Source organism: Mycobacterium venezuelense, from assembly GCF_054919535.1.
Genome location: NZ_JBONDW010000006.1, coordinates 286,519 through 310,001, shown reverse-complemented (window position 1 = coordinate 310,001; position 23,483 = coordinate 286,519). Strand labels below are relative to the sequence as shown.

Sequence of the window (23,483 nt, the reverse complement as noted above, 5' to 3'; positions counted from 1 at the left end):
GCAGGCTTTACTGTGGGCGGCGTGAACAGGCGGATTTTGACGCTGCTGGTCGCGCTCGTGCCCCTCTTGGCGTTCGGCGTGCTGCTGTCGGTGGTGAAGGTTCCCTTCGTGTCGCTGGGGCCCGGTCCGACGTTCGACACCCTCGGTGAGGTCGAAGGCAAGCAGGTCGTCGACATCGAGGGACCGGACGCGAACGTGCATCCCACCACGGGGCATCTGAACATGACGACGGTGTCGCAGCGCGACGGCCTGACACTGGGGCAGGCGCTCACGTTGTGGATGTCGGGCCGTGAGCAGCTGGTCCCGCGTGACCTCGTCTATCCGCCGGACAAGTCCAAGGACGAGATCGATGAGGAGAACACCGCCGATTTCAAGAGCTCCGAGGACAGCGCCGAGTACGCCGCACTGTCGTTCCTGAAGTACCCGCTGGCGGTAACCGTGCAGGGCGTGACCGATCCGGGCCCGTCGGCGGGCAAGCTGCACGACGGCGATGCCATCGACGCGGTCAACGGCAAGCCCGTCGCCAACCTCGACGATTTCCAGGCGATCCTCAAGACGACGAAGCCGGGCGACACACTCGTCGTCGACTATCGCCGCAAGAACTCCCCGGCCGGCGTCGCCACCATCACCCTCGGTGACAACCCCGACCGCGACTACGGCTATCTGGGCATCGGCGTGCTCGACGCGCCATGGGCGCCGTTCGACATCGATTTCAACCTCGCCAACATCGGCGGGCCGTCGGCCGGTCTCATGTTCAGCCTGGCCGTCGTCGACAAGCTGACCACCGGCGATCTCAACGACGGCAAGTTCGTCGCGGGCACCGGAACCATCACCGGAGACGGCAAGGTCGGGTCGATCGGCGGTATCACCCACAAGATGCTGGCCGCGAGGGAAGCCGGGGCGACGGTGTTTCTCGTACCCGCCGACAACTGCACGGAGGCCCGCTCGGCCCCGCAGGACGGGCTGGAGTTGGTGAAGGTGGAAACGCTCACCGGAGCCGTCGACGCCTTGCACGCGCTTTCCGCTGGTGGCGAACCTCCTCGCTGCTGAGCCGCATGTCGTCGGCACATGACTAGAGTTGTAGAAAATCGGTCGGGCCGCATCGGGCTCGTCACGTTTCGAAGAATCTGAGACTGGAGTTGACGAGTGGGTATGCGGCCCGCGGCAAGGATGCCGAAGCTGACGCGACGTAGCCGGGTTCTCATCGGCCTGGCCCTGGTCGCGGTGCTGCTGTTGCTGATCGGGCCGAGGTTCATCGACACCTATGTCGACTGGCTGTGGTTCGGCGAGCTCGGGTACCGGTCGGTGTTCACCACCGTCCTGGCCACCCGGATCATCGTGTTCCTGGTGGTGTCGGTGCTGATCGGCGCGATCGTGTTCGCCGGGCTGGCATTGGCCTACCGCACCCGTCCGGTGTTCGTGCCGACGGCCGGGCCCAACGACCCGGTTGCCCGGTACCGCACCACGGTGATGTCGCGGCTGCGGTTGTTCGGCATCGGCATTCCGATCGTCATCGGTCTGCTCGCCGGCATCGTCGCGCAGAGCTACTGGGTGCGCATCCAGCTGTTCCTGCACGGCGGTGACTTCGGCATCACCGATCCGCAGTTCGGCAAGGATCTCGGCTTCTACGCCTTCGACCTGCCGTTCTACCGGCTGGTTCTGAGTTACCTGTTCGTCGCGACGTTCTTGGCGTTCGTCGCGAATCTGCTGGGCCACTACCTGTTCGGCGGCATCCGGCTGACGGGGCGCACGGGTGCGCTCAGCCGCGCGGCTCGCATCCAGCTCATCAGCCTGGTCGGCACGCTCATCCTGCTCAAGGCGTTCGCCTATTGGCTCGACCGCTACGAGCTGCTCAGCAACACCCGCGCGGCCAAGCCGTTCACCGGCGCGGGCTACACCGACATCAACGCCGTGCTGCCGGCCAAACTCATCATGCTGGCCATCGCCGTGATCTGTGCGGTGGCGGTGTTCTCGGCAATCGTGCTGCGGGACCTACGGATTCCGGCGATCGGTGTGGCGTTGCTGCTGCTGAGCTCGCTGGTGGTGGGCGCGGGCTGGCCGCTGATCGTCGAACAGTTCAGCGTCAAGCCCAACGCCGCGCAGAAGGAAAGCGAGTACATCAGTCGCAGCATCACCGCGACCAGGCAGGCGTACGGGCTGACCGACGAGACCGTGACGTATCGCAACTACGAGAGCAGCGGGCAGACGACGGCGGCCCAGGTCGCGGCCGACCGGGCCACCACGTCGAACATCCGGCTGCTCGACCCGACGATCGTCAGCCCCGCCTTCACGCAGTTCCAGCAGGGCAAGAACTTCTACTTCTTCCCGGATCAGCTGGCCATGGACCGCTATGTCGGCCCGGACGGCAATCTGCGTGACTTCGTGGTCGCGGCCCGTGAGCTCAACCCGGACCGGTTGATCGACAACCAGCGCGACTGGATCAACCGCCACACCGTCTACACCCACGGCAACGGCTTCATCGCCTCGCCGGCCAACACCGTGCGCGGAATCGCCAACGACCCCAACCAGAACGGCGGTTACCCAGAGTTCCTGGCCAGCGTGGTCGGCGCCAACGGCAGCGTCGTGTCGCCCGGCCCGGCCCCGCTCGATCAGCCGCGCGTCTACTTCGGCCCCGTCATCGCGAACACGCCCTCCGACTACGCGATCGTCGGCAAGAACGGTGACGTCGACCGCGAGTACGACTACGAGACCAACACCGAGACCAAGAACTACACCTACACCGGCAGCGGCGGCGTGCCGATCGGCAACTGGCTGACGCGCAGCGTCTTCGCCGCGAAGTTCGCCGAGCGGAACTTCTTGTTCTCCAACGTGATCGGCGAGAACAGCAAGATCCTGTTCAACCGTGACCCGGCCGAGCGCGTCGAGGCCGTGGCACCGTGGCTGACCACCGACACCAGCGTGTACCCGGCGATCGTCAACAAGCGCATGGTGTGGATCGTCGACGGCTACACGACCCTGGACAACTACCCGTATTCGGAGTTGACCACGCTGTCGAGCGCGACGGCCGACTCGAACGAGGTCGCGGTCAACCGGCTCGCACCCGACAAGCAGGTGTCCTACATCCGCAACTCGGTGAAGGCGACCGTCGACGCCTATGACGGCACGGTCACGCTCTACGCGCAGGACGAGACGGATCCGGTGCTGCAGGCGTGGATGAAGGTGTTCCCCGACACCGTCAAGCCCAAGGCCGACATCTCCAAGGAGCTGCAGGACCATCTGCGCTACCCCGAGGATCTGTTCAAGGTGCAGCGGGCCCTGCTGGCCAAGTACCACGTGGACAACCCGATCACGTTCTTCTCGGCGCAGGACTTCTGGGACGTGCCGCTCGACCCGAACCCGACGGCCAGCAGCTTCCAGCCGCCGTACTACATCGTCGCGAGAGACCTTGCGAGCAACGACAGTTCGTCGTCGTTCCAGTTGACCAGTGCGCTCAACCGGTTCCAGCGTGACTTCCTGGCCGCTTATGTCAGTGCGAGCTCGGACCCGTCGACGTACGGCAAACTCACCGTGCTGACCATCCCGGGCCAGGTCAACGGTCCTAAGCTGGCGTTCAACGCGATCAGTACCGACACGGCTGTCAGCCAGGACCTCGGTGTGATCGGGCGCGACAACCAGAACCGGATCCGGTGGGGCAATCTGCTGACACTGCCGGTCGCCGACGGTGGTCTGCTCTACGTCGCGCCGGTGTACGCGTCGCCGGGCGCCAGTGATGCGGCCTCGTCGTACCCGCGCCTCATCCGGGTGGCGATGCTGTACAACGACCGAGTCGGCTACGGCCCGACGGTCGGCGACGCGCTGACCGAGCTGTTCGGCCCCGGCGCCGCTGCCACCGCGACGAACGTCGCCCCGACCGATGGCCGGCCACAGGCCGCACCGCAGCAGGCCCCGACCGACGGGCAGGCGCCCGCCGCGCAACCGCCGGCCAACCAGGACGGCCGGCCGGCCCAGGCGCCGCCACCGGCGGCCGCGGTGCCGCCGGGCGGCCCGGTGCAGCTCTCGGGTGCCAAAGCCGCGGCGCTGCAGGAGGTCCAGTCGGCCCTGACAGCCGCGCAGGAGGCGCAGCGCAGCGGTGACTTCGCCGAATACGGCGAGGCGTTGCAGCGCCTCGACGACGCGATGAAGAAGTTCGACAGCACCCGGTAACTTCGCCCCGCGAGCGTGCGTGTCTGCTGCGCAGCACGCCGCTCGCGGGCCGCATTACGCGCACGCTCGCGCGCTGGGGACGGGGACATTTACGATGCCCCGGTGCACTATCGCGTGCTGGGGCCGTTGCAGGTGGTGCACGGAGGATCGCCGGTCGACATCGGCGCACCGAAGCAACGGGCCGTGTTGGCGATGCTCCTGCTGGCCCAGGGCCGGGTCGTCTCCGTCGATCGCCTGATCGACGCGGTCTGGGGCGACGACCCACCGGCCAGCGCGACGGCCAGCCTGCAGGCCTACATCTCGAACCTGCGGCGCGCGCTGCGTGACGACACGGCCGTGTCGCCCATCGTGCGCCAGTCCCCGGGCTATTACCTCGACGTACCGGCCGACGCCGTCGACCTGACGGTGTTCGCGGCGGGGTGTGCACAGGCCGCCGCGGCCGTGGAGGAAGCCCGCTGGGCCGACGCGCTGACTGCCGCCGACGACGCACTGGCGTTGTGGCGCGGCGCATTTCTCGACGATCTTCGTGATCAGGACTGGGTCACCGAGGACGCCGCCCGTGCCGCCGAGATGCGCACGGAGTGTGTGGACCACCGCATCACCGCGCTGCTCGCGCTCGGGCGGGTGCCCGCGGCGCAGGCCGCGGTCGGGGAACTGCGGGCGGCCGAGCCACTGTCCGATCGCGCCTGCTGGTTGCACATGCTGACGCTCTACCGGTCGGGCCGGGCCTCCGAGGCACTGGAATCCTATGGGCGCTACGCGCGGCTGCTCGACGACGAGCTCGGTCTCGCACCGGGAGCGGAGGTTCGGGAGCTGCAGACCGCGATCCTGCGGCAGGCACCTGAGCTGGCGGCGTGGCCGCGGTCACCGGAGTGGACCGGTGCGGGGGAGGTGCACACGCCTGCGGGCCCGATGGCTCAGGCTCCGACCGCCGAGGTGCGCCGTGCAGTCCTGATCGGTCGGGATCGCGAATTATGTGTGGCGGCAGATCTTCTCTCCGATGTGCGGGCAGGGGAGACCCGCTGGCTGGTGTTGTCCGGCCCACCGGGTATCGGCAAGACCCGCCTGGCCGAGGAGATCGACGATCGGTTCGACGTCGGGGCGATCTGGGTGACCTGCCCCGACGAGCAGGCTCCGCCGTGGTGGCCCATGCGCCAATTGGTCCGCGGCCTGGGCGCAGATCCCGACGAGGTGCTGGAGGTGCCGCCGCACGCCGATCCCGACACCGCGCGGTTCCGGGTCTACGAGCGGGTGCAGACGCTGCTGGAGTCGGCGCGACGGCCGGTGGTTGTCGTGATCGACGATGTGCAGTGGGCGGATTCGACGTCGGCGGCCTGTCTGGCGTACATCGCCGGCGCGCTGTGGGGGCATCCGGTCGCGATACTGCTCACGGTCCGCGACGGCGAGCGCAATGCCGAAGTGTCGCGGCTGTTGGCGACGGTCGCCCGCGGCGAAGGAAACCGACACCTCGAGCTGTGCTCGCTGTCGTCGGAAGACGTTGCCGCGCTTGCCAATCAGGTCGCCGAGGATGCCGTCGACGCCGACGAGGCACAGGTGCTGGCCGAACGGACCGGCGGCAACCCGTTCTTCGTCTCCGAGTACGCGCGACTTCCGCGCGCCGAACGCGGCGAGATTCCCGTGGCGGTCAAGTCGGTGCTCGAGCGCCGCCTCGCCGGCCTGGATCCGGCCGTGCTCGGTGTGCTGCGCGTGGCTGCGATCATCGGGGACGCGATCGACGCCGATGCGATTCCCGTGCTCGCACAAGTGGCGGGCCTGGATTTCGACAGTCTCGCAGACCATCTCGACGCCGCGGCCGACGAGCGCATCGTGGTGAGCGCGCATTCGGGCGACGGTTACGCCTTCGCCCACGGTCTGCTACGGGACCACCTCGTCGCCGACCTGCCGGCGCTGCGCCGTCAACGGTTGCACGCGCAGGTCGCAAAGGTGCTGGCGAACAACACATCCGAGGACATGGTGACTCGACGGGCCCAGCACCTGGTGGCCGCGCAACCGCTTGCCGATCCGCAGGACGTCGTCGCCGCGTGCCGACTGGCCGCCGAGCAAGCCACCGCGCGCTGGAGCTCGGACATCGCCGCCAACTGGTGGCAGGCCGCGCTCGACGCATACGACCGGATGCCCGCCGCCGCGCGCAGCGATACAGAGCGTGACGCGTTGACCGTCGCGATGCTGGAAGCACATTCACGAGCAGGCCGTGGCCGGTTGGTGCTCGACACCGTCGAACGCCACCTTGCCGAGGCGCTGCGCAGCGAGCGGGCCGAGACGGCGGGCCGCGTTGCCAGCGCGCTGTTGCGGGCCAGTGGCGGCTGGCCATGGTTGGCACCCGGCGACGATCCCGGTGCGCTACTGGCGTTGCTGTCGCGCGCGGCCAGGATGGCTGACGCACATCCGGCCGCCGGAGCGCGCGTGCTTGCTGCGTTGGCCGTCGGACTCTGCTATCACCCCGATCCGTCACTGGCCGCCGGCCACCTCGACCGAGCCGAGCAATTGGCTGAGAGCACAGCCGATCCCGACATCATCGCCGACGTCGTGATGGGCCGGCTGATCACCTACTCCGGCGTGGCCTCCTTCAGCCGCCAGACGTCCGACTGGATCGCGCGGTTGAATTCCCTGCGCCACACCAGGTCCCGGGAGGACGCGGTGATCGCGCACTCGGTCGCGACGATGGCCGCCATGACGCTGGCCGACGTCTCGCTCGCCGAACACCACCTGCGGGCGGGTGTCGAGGGCAGTGAAGAACTTCAGCTTCCCGTGCTGCGGGCCCAATTGCGGTGGATGGAAGCGGTGTTGGCGATGTGGCACGGCGACTTCGCCGAGGCGCAACGCCACCACGCGATTGCCGCGCACGTCCACGAGCAGACGGAGCTCTACGTCGCCGGCAGCGGGCTGGTGGCAGTCGTGACGCTGCTGCGCGAGCAGGGTGGGCCGATCGGGCCGGGTTGGTCAGGTCTACAAGCCAGCAGCGAGACCGGCGGGCAGAGCATGGAGGCGCTCGTCCACACCGCGCTGCTCACGATCGACACGGGCTCGCGGGCCGAGGCCGTCGCGCGGCTCGACGATTGGCTCGCTGACGGCTCCCGCAGTGAGGTGTGGACCACCCTCGGCCATCTGACCTGGCTTGCGCATCTGGCGGCCGACCATGAGCTGACCGAGTACGCGACGCCACTGCTGGCCGCGCTCGAACCGTTCATCGACGGCATCGCGGTGATCGGTCAGGTCGGCCTCGCCGGACCCGTTTCGTTGGCGACCGCCCGGCTGCACGCCCTGCAGGGGGACCGCGACCGTGCGCTGGCGGATCTCGCCAAGGCTGAGGACATCGGCCGCCGCCACGGCGGCAAGCCCACGCTCCTGCGGTGTGCGCTGCTGGCCTGCCAGCTCGACAACGATGGGCCGGCCCGCCGCGAGGCTGCACGCACGGTCGCGCACCAAGCCGAGGAACTCGGCATGCGCGGCATTGCCGCCCGCGCGTCCTTACTCACCTAAACACCGCGCCTAAACACCGCGAGCGAGCGTGTCTGCGGGCCAACACGCCGCAAAACGTCGTCGCTCCACGCTCGCTCGCGCCGCGCGAGTGAGCGTGTCTTGCGGCATCCTTGAGCTGACCGCCAAGGGAACGCCAAGCGGGCCGAGCGATGCTCTGCGCAACTCGCCTGGACTGCTTGGAGGACACCCCGATGACCCTGACCGACCTGCCGCACGACGGACTTGCCGACGCGCTCGGTGAACTGCGCACGCACGTCGCTGCACCCGTCGCGCTGCCCGGCGAAGCCGGCTACGAGCGCGCCACCCCGTGGAACGTGGCCGCAGCCGTGGAGCCCGGCGCGGTCGTGCTGGCGACGTCCGCGTACGACATCGCCAACACCGTGCGCTTCGCGGCGGCACGTGGCCTGCGGGTCGCCGTGCAGGCCACCGGACACGGCGCCCTTGCCGTCACCCGCGACACAATTCTCGTCGTCACGTCCGGAATGACCAGCTGCACAGTCGATCCGGCCACCCGCACCGCCCGAGTCGCCGCCGGAGCCAAGTGGCAGCACGTGCTCGACGCCGCTGCACCGCATGGCCTCGCCGGGCTGTGCGGGTCCTCACCCAACGTCGGCGTCGTCGGTTTCCTCACCGGCAGCGGTATCGGGCCCCTGGTCCGTACCGTCGGAGTGTCCTCGGACTATGTGCGCTCCTTCGAGTTGGTCACCGGGAAGGGGCAATTGCTGCGCGCGACGCCCGACGAGAACGCCGAGTTGTTCTGGGGGCTGCGCGGCGGCAAGTCGACGCTCGGCATCGTCACCGCCGTCGAGATCGATCTGCTGCCGATTCCCGAATTCTACGGCGGTGCACTCTATTTCGACGGCGCCGACGCAGCGGCCGTGCTACGGGCGTGGAGTGTCTGGTCGGCCGCGCTGCCGGACTCGATCAACGCTTCCATCTCCCTGCAACAACTTCCGCCGCTGCCCGGTGTGCCCGAGCCGTTGGCGGGACGGCTGACCGTCGCAGTGCGCTACACAGCGGTGGGGGATTTCGCGCGCGCCGAGCGGCTCTTGGAGTCCATGCGCGCGGTTGCGACGCCTTTGCTGGATACCGTTGCCGTGCAACCCTATGCGGCCATCGGCGCGGTGCACGCCGACCCCGTCGATCCCATGCCGATCTACGAACATCAGACCCTGCTGCGTGAGTTCAACGCCGATGCCGTCGACGTCATGCTGGCCGCGGCCGGGCCCGACACCGGCTCTGTCCAGACCATAGTGGAAGTGAGAATGCTCGGCGGTGCACTCGCGCGTGAACCCCGTCACCGCAGTGCGTTCTGCCACCGTGACGCCGCCTATGCGGTGACGATCATCGGTGTACCCGTGCCACCCGTCGCCGATGAGGTCCGCGGGCAGGCGCAGGCCCTCGTGGCCGCACTCGCGCCATGGTCCACCGGCGGTCAGCTGCCCAACTTCGCGCCATCTCACGATGCCGGCCGGGCCGCGCGCGTCTACGACGAGGACACCCGGCACTGGCTGGCCGCGCTGGCCGACCGTCACGACCCCGCGGGGGTGTTCCGGTGCGGTCAAGTAGTGAGATTCATCGAGTGATTTCGGGGCAGAAACCGCGGTTGACCATACGATTTGGAGCACGCGTCACGCCCCCGGTAACCTTATGTTCACCGACGCGGGGTGGAGCAGCTCGGTAGCTCGCTGGGCTCATAACCCAGAGGTCGCAGGTTCGAATCCTGTCCCCGCTACTAGCGAGAATGGCCCTCGGACGAAAGTCCGAGGGCCATTTTCTATGGGCTATGTACTCAACTCAGCGTGGGCGTGCGGCTTGGAGGCCTATGCGCGACGCACATAGAACCGCGTTGACCGACAACGCTATTCATCCGCACAAGAGCTACCGCGCCATCTCAAGCATGCCGGCGTCGAGGCTGACGCGCGGTTGGTACCCGAGATCTGCACGGGCCGCGCTGATGTCGTAGATGCGGTCGCGGCCCATGGTGGCGATGAGCCAGTTGGTGAGCGGTGGCGGCGTGCGTCGGCGGAGCAGGCGGGCGGTGCCGTCCATGATTGCTGCGAGCGGCGCGGCGATCGCGAGTGGGATGCTGCGGCTGCCGGAGATGTCGACGCCTTGTGTGTCGAGTAGCGCGGTGAAGAAGTCGCGGACCGGCATGGGGTTACCGTCGGTGATGTAGTAGACCCCACCGTCGCTACCGCGGGTGAGCGACAGCACGACGGCGTCGGCGAGGTTGTCGACGTGGACGTAGTCCATGAGATGGCGGCCACCGTCGATCCACATCCACTGCCCTTTCTTGGCGGCCTCGACCGCGTCGGCGATCGTGGTGAGCCCCGAACCCCAGATGAAGGGCGGGCGCAGGATCACCAGGTTCATGCCCGGAGTAGTGACGCTGCGTAACGCATTCTCGGTGGCGAGTTTGACGCGGCTGTAGGCGATGTTGGGCGTGCCGTTGTCGGTGTTCTCGTCGACCACGGTGGCACGTTGGCTGCCGATGGAGACGCCCGCGGCGCTGATGAGCACGAACCGGGACACCCCGGCCTGTGCGGCCGCGGCGTGCAAGGCGACGGTCGGCTCGTGGTTGTCGGTGCGGAAGCCTTCGTCGGGCCCCCAGAACTCCATGCGGGCCGCGGCATGCACGACGGCCTCGACCTCTTGCAAGCGAACGAGCCAGACCCCCGGGCTGCGGCCGGACAGTTCGGCAAGGTCACCGCGCACGGGCTCGGCACCGGCATCGGTCACCGTCCGCGCGCTGGAGGCCGATCGGGCCAACGCCAGGACGGTGTGACCCTCAGCCCGTAATTGGCGGATCAGGTGCCGGCCCACGAAGCCGCTTCCGCCGGTCAGAAAGATACGCATGAAAGACTCCTCATCATCGAAGGCAATGCATTCGCATAGATGTATCGAGGCCAATACATCGGTAGGGATATATTGGCGTGAATGCATCGACGCGTCAAGACATGCGCGAAGAAAGGTGCGAGATGGCAAACCGAACCGACGCCAAGCACACGGAGCCGTCGGCCGCCGAACTTGCCGACACTTTCGGCCGGGTGGCGAAGACCTTGGCCCGCAAGTTCGACGAGCGACTGGCCGAGGTCGGTGTGTCCTTCCCACGGGCGCGCGTGCTCGCGGAGGTGGTCCGGCTGGGGCCCATCCGCGTCACCGACGTCGCCGCGGCTGTCGGCATCGCGCAAGGCACGGCCTCGACTCTGCTGGAGGCGCTGGTCCGCGATGGGCTCGTGGCGCGTTCCGAAGACTCCGCCGATCGACGTGTAACAAAGATGGTCGCGACCCCGAAAGGCGTGCAGCAGGCGCAGTTATGGCTTCGGGCCTACGAAACCGCGGCCGAGGAGTTGTTCGCGCCACTACCGCGATCCCGCTGGACCGAACTCGTCGACATCATGTCGATCCTCAGCAGCCAGGACTGAGCGCCACTGCGGCAAAAACGATTTTCGGCCCCAAGGTTTCCCACATACCCTGGGGAGCCGCGCAGACGAAGCCGGGGGAGTAGGGAGAGGTAATGACGACGGGCCCGAGCACGGGGGAGACGGTGACGTTGCAGCGTTCCCAGCCGAGCGCCAATGTGATCATCGCGCTGCTGGTCGGTTCGGCGTTCGTGATGATCCTCAACGAGACGATCATGAGCGTCGCGTTGCCTGCCCTGATCGTCGACCTCGACATCGCCGCCAGCACCGCGCAGTGGCTGACAAGCGGCTTCCTGTTGACGATGGCCGTGGTGATTCCGATGTCGGGTTCGCTGCTGCAACGCTTTCCGGTGCGCGGCATCTATCTGACGTCGATGGGATTGTTCTGCACGGGCACATTGGTGGCCGCGCTCGCGCCCGGTTTCGCCGTCCTGTTGGTGGGCCGCATCGTGCAGGCGTGCGGTACCGCCGTGATGGTGCCGTTGCTCATGACGACGGTCATGACGTTGATTCCCGCCGAACGGCGCGGGCAGACAATGGGCACCATTTCGATCGTCATCGCCGTCGCGCCCGCGATCGGGCCGACCCTGTCGGGGTTCATCCTCGGTTCGCTCAACTGGCGCTGGATGTTCTGGATCGTGTTGCCCATCGCCCTTGTGGCGCTGACGGCCGGCCTGGTGTGGCTGCGCGTCGACGACGAGCGGGAGGACCCGACGCCGATCGACGCGATATCGGTCCCGTTGTCGGCGATCGCGTTCGCGGGCTTGGTGTTCGGGCTCTCACTGATGGGTGAGTCAAGTCACGGCGAGCAGAGCGTACCGGCGTGGGTGCCGATGATCGTGGGCGCCGTGGCGATGGTTCTGTTCGGCGCACGGCAGGTGCAGTTACAGCGACGCGATCGCGCGTTCCTCGACCTGCGGCCGTTCACGTACCGACGGTTCTCGGTATCACTGTCACTGGTGATCCTCGGCTTCATGGGACTGTTCGGCGCGATCATCATGGTGCCGCTGTATGTCCAGGATGTGTTGGGGCAGAGCGCGTTGGCCGCCGGTTTGACGAGCCTGCCGGGCGGTGTGCTGATGGGGTTGGCCGGACCGATCGTCGGGCGCGCCTATGACCGTCACGGTGCTCGGCTGCTCGTCGTGCCGGGTTCGGTGCTGCTGTGCGCGTCGCTGTGGGGTTTCACGCTGCTGTCGGCCGCATCCCCGATCTGGGAACTGATCATCATGCAGACGATCATGATGGTGGGCCTGTCGATGATGTTCACGCCGCTGATGACCGACGCGCTCGCCGTCCTGCCCGACCGGCTCTACTCGCACGGCAGCGCCATCCTGACGACCCTGCAACAGGTCGGCGGAGCGGCGGGTACCGCGTTGTTCGTTACGGTCATGACCACGGCCTCTCAGTCGGGTGGAGCCCCGGATCTGCCTGGCGTGCATGCGGCTTTCCTGGTTGCGGCGATCATCAGCATCGCTGCGGTCGTCGCGGCATTCTTCACCGCGCCCCGTCCGAGCCCGGCCGGTGGTACGCCTACCCACTAGGAAAGAGGCGTTGTGCCCATCGGTTTGATCTCGGCGATCCCGCAGGAGCTGGCTCACTTTCGCAGCGTGATGGGCGATGTGCGTGGTGAGGACATCGCCCATACGCGCTTCGAAACCGGGACGCTCGACGGCTGTGAGATCGTTCTGGCCGAGACGGGTATGGGCAAGGTCAACGCGGCGGTGGTCACGACCCTTCTGGCGCACCGGTTCGGTTGCCGCACCGTCGTTTTCTCCGGTGTCGCCGGTGGTTTGGACCCACAGCTGCATGTGGGGGACGTGGTGATCGCCGATCGGCTCATCCAGTACGACGCCGGTCTCATCGAGGACGAGCGGTTGCAGACCTATCAGCCCGGCCACGTTCCGTTCATCAACCCGACCGATCGTCTGGGGTACGAGGTCGACGGGGCGGTACTGGAGAAGGTCCAACAGGCGTTGCGCGGCCTTGAGCTTCCGCCGCTGTCGCGGCGCGCCGGTGGGCAGGGAAGGCCGGCCCAGATCGTGTACGGCACCGTCCTGTCCGGCGATCAGTACCTGCACAGCGAGCCCACGCGGGTACGGCTTCACAGTGAATTCGGGGGCCGCGCAATCGAGATGGAAGGCGGCGCGGTGGCCCAGGTGTGTGAGTCGTTCGGGATCGATTGGCTGGTGATCCGGGCATTGTCCGATCTGGCCGGCCAGGATTCTCAGTTCGAGTTCAACCAGTTCGCGGGTGAAGTGGCAGCCTCGTCGGCCATGGTTTTGCCCACGCTGTTACCCGTGTTGTGAACCGAGCCGCGCTCAAGTCCAGTTCCACACGGACATGTCGTCCGGCGGGTACTGCTGGCAGATGTCGGTGGTGTTGGCTGCCACGCCCTTGTTGTTGAAGAACAGCTTCGCCCAGTTCGGCCACATCCACGTCACCTGCTCATAGAACGCGTTGGTGGCGGTGTTCTCCGAGTATTGACGGCGCCCGGCGTAGTCCATCGAGAAGAACCAGTGGATCCGGTCTTTCGTGGCCTGCTGCACGTGTGGCGGCTTGTTGTTGTAGTCGATCATGTAGCGCTCGTAGTAGACCGGCTCGACGTCGCGCGCGGCCGCCATGATCTGCTCGGCCGTGCACGGCGTCTTGAGTATCCGATTGGGGATCGGGTAATCGTCGGTGGCATCAGCCGACGCCACCCCGGGCGCCGCCGAAAGTGCCATCACCGCAATCACACCCGCGATCAGCCGCTTACCCATGAGCTGCCAACTGTTCCAACACCACGCGCTTCTCCGGGCAGTAGTAGTTGATGGCGGTGCCGAGGAACTGCCACGCCTGCGCCGTGGTGCTGTCCTTGTCGAGTTGATCGGACACGAACTTCGCCGACTCATGGGCGTCGGCGTCCACACCCTGATACATCCGCTTGCACGTCAACTTCCCGATCCACGCGTTGTAATCCCTCGGCCCGTAGATCCCGTGAGTGTGCAACTCGTTGGCGAAGTCGGTGTCCGGGTCGGCAGACGCCGGCGCCGACAACGCAAGACTCGTCGCTGCACAGGCAATCCCAGCTGCTACAAGACGTTTCATCAGACCACCGCCTCCTGGGGATCGCGCTGGATCGGCTTCGGCCACGGCTGCGGTACCGGCCGGGGCCGCACCCGCATTGGCCACCAGAACCAGCGCCCGAGCAGCGCCGCCAGTGACGGTGTCATGAGCGAGCGCACCACGAGCGTGTCGAACAACAACCCGAGACCAATGGTGGTCCCGACCTGACCGATCACGATCAACTCACTGACCGACATCGAGATCATCGTGAACGCGAACACCAGTCCGGCCGCGGTGACCACGGATCCTGTGCCTGCCATCGACCGGATGATGCCGGTCTTGAGCCCGGCGTGGATTTCCTCCTTCATCCGGGACACCAACAGCAGGTTGTAGTCCGCGCCGACGGCGAGCAGCACGATCACCGACATCGGCAGCACCATCCAGTGCAGCGGAATCCCGATGAGGTGTTGCCACAGGAGCACCGAAAGACCAAACGACGCACCGAGACTCAGCACCACAGTGCCGACGATCACCGCCGCGGCCGCGATGGCGCGGGTAAGCACCACCATGATGAGGAAGATCAGGATCAACGAAGCGATCGCGGCGATCAGCAGGTCGTAGTCCGCGCCCTGCTGCATGTCCTTGTACATGGCCGCGCTGCCACCGATGTAGACCGTCGAGCCCTCCAGCGGCGTGCCCTTGATCGCGTCGACCGCGGCGATCCGCAACGGGTCGATGTGGGCGGTGCCCTCCTCGGTCAGCGGATCACCTTGGTGGAACACGGTGAACCGGACGGCACGGCCGTCGGGCGACATGAACAGTTTCATGCCCCGCTGGAAGTCGGCGGTCCCGAACGCCTCGGGCGGCAGGTAGAACAACTCGTCGTTGCGGGCCGCGTCGAAGGCCTGGCCCATCGCGGTGGCGTTCTCCTGCTGCGCCATGTTCTGGTCCTGCTGCGCCTTCTGCGCCTGATACTGGTTGAGCAGCATCTGTTTCTGGTTCTTCAGGGTCTGGATCTGCGCCGGCATCACCGCCGCCATCTGGGGCGTCAGCTCGGCCATGCGATGCAGGTCCGGAACGATCTCGGCGAAATCGTCGGACATCGTGCCGATGCCGTCCAGCGCGTCGAAGATCGACCGGAGCGAATGGCACATCGGGATGTCGAAGCAGTGCGGTTCCCAATAGAAGTAGTTGCGCAGCGGGCGGAACTGATCGTCGAAGTCGGCGAGGTGGTCACGCACCTCGTCGAGGTTCTGCGACGTCGTGTCCATCTTGTCGGCCATCCGTTTGGTGACCTCAGCCAGCTGCAGCGTGATGCTCTGCATCTTCTCCATCGAGTCGATGCTGGCCTGGAGATCGTTGGCCTGCTTGAGCGTGTTGTCCAGCACCTTCTGCTGGTAGTCGTTGTTCATGAGTTGGCCTGTGCCGCTTTGGCTGAGCGTGTAGGCCAGCGAGGCGTGTTCGACGGGCTTGCCGTCAGGGCGGGTGATCGTGTTCACCGACGCGATGCCGTGCACCCGCGCCATGGCTTTGGCGATCTTGTCGATCACCAGGAAGTCGGCGGAGTTGCGGAGGTCGTGGTCGGACTCCACCATCACCAGCTCGGGATTCATCTTGGCGTCGGAGAAGTGTCGATCGGCGGCCGCGTAGCCGACATTCGCCGGCACCTCATCCGGCAGGTAGATGCGGTCGTTGTAGGTGGTGTGGTAGCCGGGCAACGTGAGCAGCCCGACCAGCGCCAGCACGGTGGCCCCGATCAGCACCGCGCCGGGCCAGCGCACGGTCGCCGCGCCGACGCGCCGCCACCCGCGGGACCGATCCATCCGCTTGGGCTCCAGCACCCGCCCGAACCGGGTGACGATCGAGATGAGTGCGGGCCCGAGGGTGAGGGCTGCCGCGACCACGATCGTCATGCCGACCGACAACGGTATGCCCATGGTTTGGAAGTAGGGGAGCCGGGTGAAGTGCAGGCACAGCGTGGCCCCGGCGATCGTGAGGCCCGAGGCCAGCACGACATGCGCCGTCCCATGAAACATGGTGTAGTAGGCCGATTCTCGATCTTCGCCGCTTCGCCGCGCTTCTTGGTAGCGGCCTATCAGGAAGATCGCGTAGTCGGTCGCGGCGGCGATCGCCAGCGTCACCACCATGTTGGTCGCGAACGTCGTGAGCCCGAAGACATCGTGATAGCCGAGGAACGCGACGATTCCGCGGGCCGAGAGGAGGCCGACGACCACCATGCCGAGGGTGATCACCACGGTGATGATCGATCGGTAGACCATCAGCAGCATCACCGTGATGACGGCGAAGGTGAGGCCTTCGATCATCTTCATGCTGGCATCGCCGACGGCGTTCTGGTCCGTCGTCGTCGCGGCCGGCCCCGTCACGTATGCCTTGACACCATCGGGCTTCTGGACACGGTCGACGATGTTGCGGACGGCCTCCACTGACTCGTTGGCCAGCGTTTCGCCTTGGTCACCGGCGATGTACACCTGGACGTATGCGGCTTTGCCGTCAGCGCTTTGGGCGCCGGCCGCAGTCAACGTATCGCCCCAGAAGTCCTGCACGTGCTGCACGTGTGTCTTGTCGGCGCGCAACTCGCGGACCATCTCGTCGTAGAAGGCGTGGGCATCCGCGCCCAGCGGATTGTCGCCCTCCAGCACGATCATCACCGAGCTGCTGGTGTCGTACTCGCCGAAGACCTTTCCGACGTGTTTCGTCGCGATCAACGACGGCGCATCGTTGGGGCTCATCGACACCGCGCGCAGTTTGCCCACCTCTTCGAGCTGCGGCACGGTGGTGTTGAGGATCGCGACGATGGCTATCCATCCGAGCACGATCGGCACGGCGAAGGTGCGGATGAACCGCGCCAACCGAGGGCGTTTGACGTGCCGGGCCGGCGGTATCGCGTCGGTCGGGGCGTCATCACTGATGGTGCTCATGCTGCCTTCACCAAGCAGTACGTCGCGGCATTCACGCCGTGGGCCGTCCTTTCGTCTTTGACCTCGTCATCGACGGTGACGCGGCAGCTGATGGATTGGCCGTCGCCCTGCACCATCAGGTTCGGCATGACGGACGGGATCGTCGTCTCCAACCTCAACGTCCACGGCAGGCTGACCTCGCCCGTTCGCTGTGGCAGGCCGGCGAGATCGGTGTAGTTGATCACCGCGGTGGAGCCCGATCCGAATACCTCGTACACCACGACCTTGGGGTTGAACTTCTCTGCGGTGTCCGTGTCCACGGGCGTCACGACCGCCCCATGGGATCCGAACACCGACCGCAGATGGGCCACGCTCGCCACGCCGATGGCTACCGCAATCACCATGAGAACGGGCAGCCAGACCCGCTTGAGAATCGACATCACGCCTGCCGCTCCGAGTGCGAAAGGCGTTGGTAAGCGGCCGCCTTGAGGCGCACAGCGAGGTGCTTCGGGACGACGGTCACAGTCGAGCCTTTCCATGTGGGTCCGCGGACCAGCCGAAACGAGACGCGTTAAGTAGGCAACCTAAGCGCAATAAGTGGATGAAGTCAATCCACTTATGACGCTCGTCACCTAAACTGAGGTCATGACTGCCGACGAACCTCGTCGCGCACTGCGCAAGGACGCGGAGCGCAACCGGCAGCGCGTGCTCGACGCTGCCCGGGAACTGTTTGCCGAAAAAGGTCTCGAGGCGACGCTCAATGACGTGGCACACCATGCCAACGTCGGTGTGGGAACGGTGTACCGACGATTCGCCACGAAAGAAGAACTGCTCGACGCGGTCTTCGAGGATGGCATCGACCAGGTCGTCGCGCTCGCGGAATCCGCTCTGGAGTACGAGGATTCGTGGGCCGGGTTCGTGTGGTTCGTCGAGCACATGTGCGAACTGACGGCAACCGATCGCGGTCTGCGAGAGATGGTCTACAGCAAGGCCTATGGCGGGTGTGGAGTCGAGTCGTCGCGGCTGCGTCTCATCCCGCCGATCTCGAAACTGGTCGAACGGGCCCGCGATGACGGTCACCTGCGGCCCGATGTCGAACATACGGACATGCCGGTCTTGGGCCTGCTGGCCGGCACTGTGAGCGAGTGGTCCGGCCATGTCGAACCGGAACTGTGGCGACGCTACGTCGCACTGTTGCTCGAAGGCATGCGCCGACGGGACGGGCAGCCGCGCCTGCGGGTCGAAGCACTCTGCGAGGAGCGGATGGAAGCCGCGATGCAGGGGTGGCACCCTGCCGGGTGTCCGGCGCAGAGCTGACGCACAACCGCAGGGCGGCGATTTCGCCGTCTGCGCTTGACGCCGCTCGGCGAGCGTGTATGTTCAGTCGTGTTATTCCCATTTGGAAGTAACTGGCTCGTCCCGCCACGGAAGGTGCGGCATGGCTTGCCCTTGATGCGCCTGTGGCACAAGCGGATTCAATGATTGTGGGCATCCGGTCCCACCCGCCCGAAGGAGCTCATCGTGCCGCCACCCACCGATGCCGAGTACTTCGACCTCGGCGACTTCACCCTCCAGGGCGGTTTCACGTTGCGCAACGCACGCCTTGCGTACAAGACCTATGGCACGCTGAACGCCGACAAGACCAATGTGATCGTCTATCCCACTTGGTATTCGGGTTGGCACACGGACAACGAATGGCTGATCGGCACCGACAAAACGCTCAATCCCGACGAGTGGTTCATCGTCGTCCCCAACATGCTGGGAAACGGACTGTCGTCGTCGCCGTCGAACACCCCGGCACCATACGATCGGGCCCGCTTTCCGGCTGTGACGTTCTACGACCAGGTGCAGGCGCAGCACAAGCTCGTTACCGAGAAGTTCGGGATCTCCACGATCGCGCTCGTCACCGGGTGGTCGATGGGTGCAGGCCAGACCTACCAGTGGGCGGTCAGCCACCCAGAGATGGTGCAACGCGCGGCACCGTTCTGTGGGTCGAGCATCACAGCGCCACACAACAAGGTCTTCCTTGAATCGCTCATCTGCGCGCTCACCGCGGACGCCGCGTGGGCCGACGGCGACTACTCGCCGCAGGCACTTCCCATCAAGGGTTTGCGGGCATTCGCCCGGGTGTACTCCAGCTGGGGATTCTCGCAGGCGTTCTATTGGGAAGAAACGTGGCGCGAGCTCGGCTTCACGTCATTCGACGACTTCCTCTACGGATTCTGGGAGAACTTCTTCCGCGACGGCCGCGATCCCAACAACCTGATCGCCATGCTGCGGACTTGGCACAGCGGAAACGTCGGCAACACACCAGGTTTCGGCGGCGACGTGGAGAAAGCACTGGCTTCGATCAAATGCCCCCTGCTGGCGATGCCGGCCGAAAAGGACCTGTATTTCCCGCCTGAGGACGAACAGTGGGCGAGCCAGTTCATCGCCCATGGTGACGTGCGGGTCATCCCCGGTGTCTGGGGTCACTTTGCGGGAGGCGGCGCGAACCCCGTCGACACAGCGTTCATCGACGCGGGCATCCGGGACCTGATGTCGAAGCCGGGTTATTCGCCCGCGGGCTGATTCGCACGGAGACACACAGGGCACAATCGACCACGTGCGAAAAGTCGTAGTCGTCACCGGGGCGGGTAGTGGCATCGGCCGTGCCACGGCGCGGGTGCTGCTGGATGCCGGTCACGATGTCGTCCTGGCCGGTCGGCGTTCGGAGCGGTTGTCCGAGGCCGTGGTGAACCAGGCTCCGGCGCCATCGATTTCGCTGAGCATCTCACACATCTGAAAAGTCGTGGATATCGCGGGAACGTCAGCCTGGAGTACTTTGCCACCGCCCCGGATTCATTCGCGTGGCTACCGCCGTCACGACGAAGCCCGAGCCCCTGGAGCTGAAGCGGCCCTTTGAATGCATAGACGCAGTCCGTACGGTCGGGCATATGCATGTGTACAACCTGGCTTTCGAATGGACGGACACCAATCGACATTGGCTCATCGAAGTACCCGTGCGGATCGTCGCCTACATCGTCATCGCACTGATCGCGCGCTATGTGTTGCACCGGCTGATCGACCGGGCCACCACCGGCCGGCCGCGCAAGGCCGGCGCGGCGCCTGACCGGGAGGGAACCAAGCCGCCGCTGCTGCGGCATCTACGCGATCGCACACCGAAGGCGGCCAGCGGTCAGCGAATCGCCGAGCGACGCCAGCAGCGCGCGCAGACGATCGGATCCGTCCTCAAGTCGACGGTGTCGATCGTCCTCCTGGTCTGGGTCGTGCTGACCGTTCTCAACGTGCTTGGCGTCAACATCGCGCCGTTCATCGCGTCGGCCGGCGTGGTCGGGCTGGCGATCGGCTTCGGTGCGCAGAACCTGGTGCGTGATTTCGTCACCGGTGTATTCATGCTGCTCGAAGACCAGTACGGCGTCGGTGACAACGTCGATCTCGGCGACGCCGTGGGTGAGGTGCAGAGTGTGGGCTTGCGGATCACGACTGTCCGCGACATCGACGGCACGCTCTGGTACGTGCGCAATGGTGAGATCGCGCGGGTGGGGAACATGAGTCAGGAATACGCCGTCGCACGCATCGAGGTGCCGGTCGCGTTGACCGCTGACATCGATCGTGCCGAAGAGGTCGCGTTAGAGGCCGCTGAAGCTGCCATCGCTGACCCCACGTTGGCCAACAAGGTGCTGGGCAAACCCGAGATGCTCGGCGTGCAGGAACTGTCGCCGGATCTTCTCAAGTTACGGATGACCGTGAAGACGAAGCCCAACGCGCAATGGGCGGTGCAGCGCAAGCTTCGCCGCGAGGTCTTACGTTCGTATGACGAGCACGGGATCGATCTGCCCTATCCCAGCGGACGGTTCCAAGCCGTGGTCGGCGGGTGACTGCACCCGAGAAAACAACAGAGCCGGGGCCTGTGGGCCACCGGCTCTGTAGGGCGTCTGTCGCGTCAGCGACGAGCTTCTTCAAGCTCGTACCGCTGGGCCACTGCAATCAACTCTTCGCGAACCGTCGAGTCGGGCAGTGCGCTGATCCGTGCATACAGGCGCCGCCGATTGTTGGCACGCTTCATATTTGCGCGAAACTGCGCGAACGGCATTTCTTCTCACTCCTCGTCACGCTCCCCGGATCGCGGGGAACCGTTTGATCTCATCGCCCACAGGCTGGGGGTCTCCCAAAATGTGGAACACCTCGATCCTCCTTGTTAATTCTGGGTAAAGCAACTTTCTTGGTGTGAGTTTCACTACAGCTCTTCAGTGTTCTGGACTCGCGCACCAGGATCGACTGTGCTGCGGTCACTTTCGGGGCAAGAAGTAGCGTAGGTCACTGCCAATCTCTATCGCACTCTTGCGCAACGGGATTCGGCGATGCAGCACCTACTTCTCGGCACGCATGGCAGCCACGGCGGCCTGCACGCCGTGACCGGCGATCGTCATCGGCTCGGTCGACCGCAGTGTGCGGCACAACACGAATGCTCCCTCGAGGGCGGTCAACGTGGTCACCGCCAAGCGTCGGCTCTGCTCGCCGGTGAGGTCGAGCTGCCCGAACCAGTCCGCGAGCCGTGTCAGCCAGTTCTCGAACACCTCGGCGGCTTCGCGTCGTAGCCGTTCGTTGGTACTCGCGACTTCCAGGGCGATGGTTTCGATCGAACACGCCTCGCTGTAGTCCTGGGACTCCAGGAGTCGGCCGGCGTTTTCGAACAGTTGTGGAATGCCGTCGGCGGGATCGGTGTGCGCCAGCTCTGCGCCGACGAACTCGCCGTACCGCACGCCCTCGCATCGGATGACCTCCACGCTGATCGATTCCTTGCCACCGGGGAAGTGGTGGTAGATCGAGCCGAACGGTGCGCGGGCCGCGCTCGAGATCTGTTTGAGTCCGGTGGCCGCCATGCCTTGGCGCCGGTACAGCTCCGCCGTTGCCTCCAGGATCCGGTCGCGGGTGCCGAGGTCGGCCATGGCATCACTCCTTGCGCGGGGTACCGGGACAGCATATCGTCAGCCTGAGTAGAACGATCTATCTAGGAGTGTCGAATGCCCACAGTCGACCTGCCTGCCGGTCCCGTCTCGTACGAAGACACCGGTGGAGACGGGCCCATCCTGGTTTTCGGTCACGGCCTGCTCATGGACGGCCGACAATGGCGCAAGGTCCTGCCACTGCTGCCCGGTTACCGCTGCATCACGCCGACACTTCCGATGGGCGCGCACACCACGCCGATGAACGGCGACGCGGTTCTGACCGAGGACGGAATGGCCCGCATCCTCGCCGACTTTCTCGACGCGCTTGACCTCGATGACGTGACACTGGTCCTCAACGATTGGGGCGGAGGGCAATTCATCATCTCGGAAGGCCGGGACAAACGGGTGGGCAAGCTGGTGCTCGCCTCGTGCACGGCGTTCGACAACTACCCGCCCAAGCCTGCTCGTCCGGCAGCGCTCCTGTGCCGCTTTCCGGGTGGTGGATGGGTACTGAGCAGAATGTTCGGCACAAAGTTCTTCCGGCGCAGCCGCCGGGCCTATGGCGCGATGAGCAAGAAGGGGATTCCCGACTCACTGTACGACGAGTGGTTTCGGCCTTCCGTCGAGAACGCGGCAATCCGCCGCGACCTGGTGAAGTTCGCCACGGGCGCGCCCTCGCGTCGTCGGCTGCTCGAAATGTCAGACCAGATGCGGACATTCACCCGACCGGTGCTCGTCGTCTGGGCGCGCGAAGATCTGATGATGCCGCTTGAGCACGCAGACCGCCTGGTGGCGCTCTATCCCAACGCCACCAAGATCGTCATCGACGACGCGTGGACATTGATACCCGAGGATCAACCCCAGGCGATGGCAAAGGCGTTGCGGGAGTTCGTACAGTGACCGGAATCCGGACTCACCGGCGGCCGTGGCGGAGTTGAGAATCCAACTCGCGCATCAACTCACCGACTCGGCCACCGCCGTCCGGCGCGTGCGGGAAGCGGTGCAGGACGGCGACGACGGCAGGCGTCGCTCGCTTCACTGCTCGATCAAGATGCTCGGCCCCGACGGTGCGATCGTCACCCGCGAAAAGCTCGGCCGCCCGGGCCGCGAACGCGCCCGCCCCGACAATGTGTTTCACCTGCGTGGCCTTGGCCAACGGATGTAAGTATGCCGCCCCGGCGGCAGACATCGCCGCCATCGCCGCTTCCCGCGCAGCGGGGTTGTCGGTCTCCTTGGCCGCTCTGAGCGCCGCCCATGCGGTATCCCGGAGAGACTTCCCGCGGCGCCCGCCGCGAGCGAAATCCCATGCGGCCTCGATTGCCGCCCGCGGCCGCGGGTCGTCGGGCCGATCGGCTTGAAAGATCCCGACCGCGACTTCCGCGCAGCCGGCGGCGAACGCCGTGACCTCGCGGAGGTCCGGCACGCTCAACGCGATCGCGGTCGGGTCGGGGGCCATGACGCCATTGTGCGCCGACGCG

The 23,483-nt window shown here is 66.0% G+C and carries 19 protein-coding genes, 1 tRNA gene and 1 pseudogene; 13 read left to right on the top strand and 8 right to left on the bottom strand.

Annotated elements, in window-relative coordinates; genetic code table 11:
* The first annotated feature begins 21 nt into the window (after window positions 1–21).
* The 5 genes from ACRCUN_RS12615 to ACRCUN_RS12595 all read left to right on the top strand — a co-directional run bounded on the left by ACRCUN_RS12615 (window position 22) and on the right by ACRCUN_RS12595 (window position 9,400).
* Window positions 22–1,050 (top strand): YlbL family protein, encoded by a 1,029-nt coding sequence (locus ACRCUN_RS12615; protein ID WP_462141969.1) that lies wholly within the window; start codon window positions 22–24, stop codon window positions 1,048–1,050.
* Between the two features lie 96 nt (window positions 1,051–1,146).
* Complete coding sequence (locus tag ACRCUN_RS12610) at window positions 1,147–4,164, top strand: UPF0182 family protein (protein ID WP_462141968.1); 3,018 nt, start codon at window positions 1,147–1,149, stop codon at window positions 4,162–4,164.
* Window positions 4,165–4,266: 102 nt separating this feature from the next.
* On the top strand, window positions 4,267–7,665 hold the full coding sequence (locus ACRCUN_RS12605; RefSeq protein ID WP_462141967.1) for an ATP-binding protein: 3,399 nt from the start codon (window positions 4,267–4,269) through the stop codon (window positions 7,663–7,665).
* Between the two features lie 191 nt (window positions 7,666–7,856).
* Entirely contained in the window at window positions 7,857–9,251 is a 1,395-nt protein-coding gene (locus ACRCUN_RS12600) for an FAD-binding oxidoreductase (protein WP_462141966.1), read from the top strand.
* 75 nt (window positions 9,252–9,326) lie between these two features.
* Window positions 9,327–9,400 (top strand) — tRNA-Met (locus ACRCUN_RS12595).
* Window positions 9,401–9,546: 146 nt separating this feature from the next.
* Here the strand turns inward: ACRCUN_RS12595 and ACRCUN_RS12590 are convergent.
* Window positions 9,547–10,524: an NAD-dependent epimerase/dehydratase family protein gene (locus ACRCUN_RS12590; RefSeq protein ID WP_462141965.1), complete on the bottom strand. Its 978-nt coding sequence runs from the start codon at window positions 10,522–10,524 to the stop codon at window positions 9,547–9,549.
* Window positions 10,525–10,646: 122 nt separating this feature from the next.
* Between ACRCUN_RS12590 and ACRCUN_RS12585 the strand changes: the two genes are divergently transcribed.
* The 3 genes from ACRCUN_RS12585 to ACRCUN_RS12575 all read left to right on the top strand — a co-directional run bounded on the left by ACRCUN_RS12585 (window position 10,647) and on the right by ACRCUN_RS12575 (window position 13,396).
* Window positions 10,647–11,093: a MarR family winged helix-turn-helix transcriptional regulator gene (locus tag ACRCUN_RS12585; protein ID WP_462141964.1), complete on the top strand. Its 447-nt coding sequence runs from the start codon at window positions 10,647–10,649 to the stop codon at window positions 11,091–11,093.
* A gap of 92 nt (window positions 11,094–11,185) precedes the next feature.
* Window positions 11,186–12,631, top strand: coding sequence for a DHA2 family efflux MFS transporter permease subunit (locus ACRCUN_RS12580; RefSeq protein WP_462141963.1), 1,446 nt, complete (start codon window positions 11,186–11,188; stop codon window positions 12,629–12,631).
* 12 nt (window positions 12,632–12,643) lie between these two features.
* Complete coding sequence (locus ACRCUN_RS12575; RefSeq protein ID WP_462141962.1) at window positions 12,644–13,396, top strand: 5'-methylthioadenosine/adenosylhomocysteine nucleosidase; 753 nt, start codon at window positions 12,644–12,646, stop codon at window positions 13,394–13,396.
* Between the two features lie 12 nt (window positions 13,397–13,408).
* Here the strand turns inward: ACRCUN_RS12575 and ACRCUN_RS12570 are convergent, their stop codons facing one another.
* From ACRCUN_RS12570 to ACRCUN_RS12555, 4 genes are read right to left on the bottom strand one after another with little or no spacing between them, the layout of a single operon-like run.
* Window positions 13,409–13,849, bottom strand: coding sequence for a DUF5078 domain-containing protein (locus ACRCUN_RS12570; protein WP_462141961.1), 441 nt, complete (start codon window positions 13,847–13,849; stop codon window positions 13,409–13,411).
* Window positions 13,842–14,177 (bottom strand): DUF732 domain-containing protein, encoded by a 336-nt coding sequence (locus tag ACRCUN_RS12565; protein WP_462141960.1) that lies wholly within the window; start codon window positions 14,175–14,177, stop codon window positions 13,842–13,844. Before ACRCUN_RS12565 ends, ACRCUN_RS12570 begins: the two co-directional genes overlap by 8 nt.
* Complete coding sequence (locus ACRCUN_RS12560; RefSeq protein WP_462141959.1) at window positions 14,177–17,074, bottom strand: MMPL/RND family transporter; 2,898 nt, start codon at window positions 17,072–17,074, stop codon at window positions 14,177–14,179. Before ACRCUN_RS12560 ends, ACRCUN_RS12565 begins: the two co-directional genes overlap by 1 nt.
* Entirely contained in the window at window positions 17,071–17,493 is a 423-nt protein-coding gene (locus ACRCUN_RS12555) for an MmpS family transport accessory protein (protein ID WP_462141958.1), read from the bottom strand. The genes ACRCUN_RS12560 and ACRCUN_RS12555 overlap by 4 nt, the downstream gene beginning before the upstream one ends.
* Before the next feature lie 205 nt (window positions 17,494–17,698).
* Between ACRCUN_RS12555 and ACRCUN_RS12550 the strand changes: the two genes are divergently transcribed.
* From ACRCUN_RS12550 to ACRCUN_RS12535, 4 genes and pseudogenes are all read left to right on the top strand, one after another.
* On the top strand, window positions 17,699–18,370 hold the full coding sequence (locus ACRCUN_RS12550; protein ID WP_462141957.1) for a TetR/AcrR family transcriptional regulator: 672 nt from the start codon (window positions 17,699–17,701) through the stop codon (window positions 18,368–18,370).
* Between the two features lie 204 nt (window positions 18,371–18,574).
* Window positions 18,575–19,624 (top strand): alpha/beta fold hydrolase, encoded by a 1,050-nt coding sequence (locus tag ACRCUN_RS12545; protein ID WP_462141956.1) that lies wholly within the window; start codon window positions 18,575–18,577, stop codon window positions 19,622–19,624.
* 25 nt (window positions 19,625–19,649) lie between these two features.
* Window positions 19,650–19,775, top strand: a pseudogene (locus ACRCUN_RS12540) (SDR family NAD(P)-dependent oxidoreductase); the annotation flags it as partial.
* A gap of 214 nt (window positions 19,776–19,989) precedes the next feature.
* On the top strand, window positions 19,990–20,934 hold the full coding sequence (locus tag ACRCUN_RS12535) for a mechanosensitive ion channel family protein (protein WP_462141955.1): 945 nt from the start codon (window positions 19,990–19,992) through the stop codon (window positions 20,932–20,934).
* 65 nt (window positions 20,935–20,999) lie between these two features.
* Here the strand turns inward: ACRCUN_RS12535 and ACRCUN_RS12530 are convergent, their stop codons facing one another.
* Both ACRCUN_RS12530 and ACRCUN_RS12525 read right to left on the bottom strand, forming a co-directional pair.
* A complete protein-coding gene (locus ACRCUN_RS12530) occupies window positions 21,000–21,149 on the bottom strand; it encodes a hypothetical protein (protein ID WP_110775098.1) in 150 nt (49 codons plus the stop codon).
* Between the two features lie 277 nt (window positions 21,150–21,426).
* Window positions 21,427–22,005: a TetR/AcrR family transcriptional regulator gene (locus ACRCUN_RS12525; protein ID WP_462141954.1), complete on the bottom strand. Its 579-nt coding sequence runs from the start codon at window positions 22,003–22,005 to the stop codon at window positions 21,427–21,429.
* Window positions 22,006–22,080: 75 nt separating this feature from the next.
* Here ACRCUN_RS12525 and ACRCUN_RS12520 point away from each other — a divergent pair, with 75 nt between their 5' ends.
* The gene (locus ACRCUN_RS12520) at window positions 22,081–22,905 is read left to right on the top strand and encodes an alpha/beta fold hydrolase (protein ID WP_462141953.1); all 825 of its coding nucleotides are present in this window, start codon (window positions 22,081–22,083) and stop codon (window positions 22,903–22,905) included.
* Window positions 22,906–22,918: 13 nt separating this feature from the next.
* Here the strand turns inward: ACRCUN_RS12520 and ACRCUN_RS12515 are convergent, their stop codons facing one another.
* Window positions 22,919–23,461, bottom strand: coding sequence for a putative immunity protein (locus ACRCUN_RS12515; RefSeq protein ID WP_462141952.1), 543 nt, complete (start codon window positions 23,459–23,461; stop codon window positions 22,919–22,921).
* Window positions 23,462–23,483 lie beyond the last annotated feature (22 nt).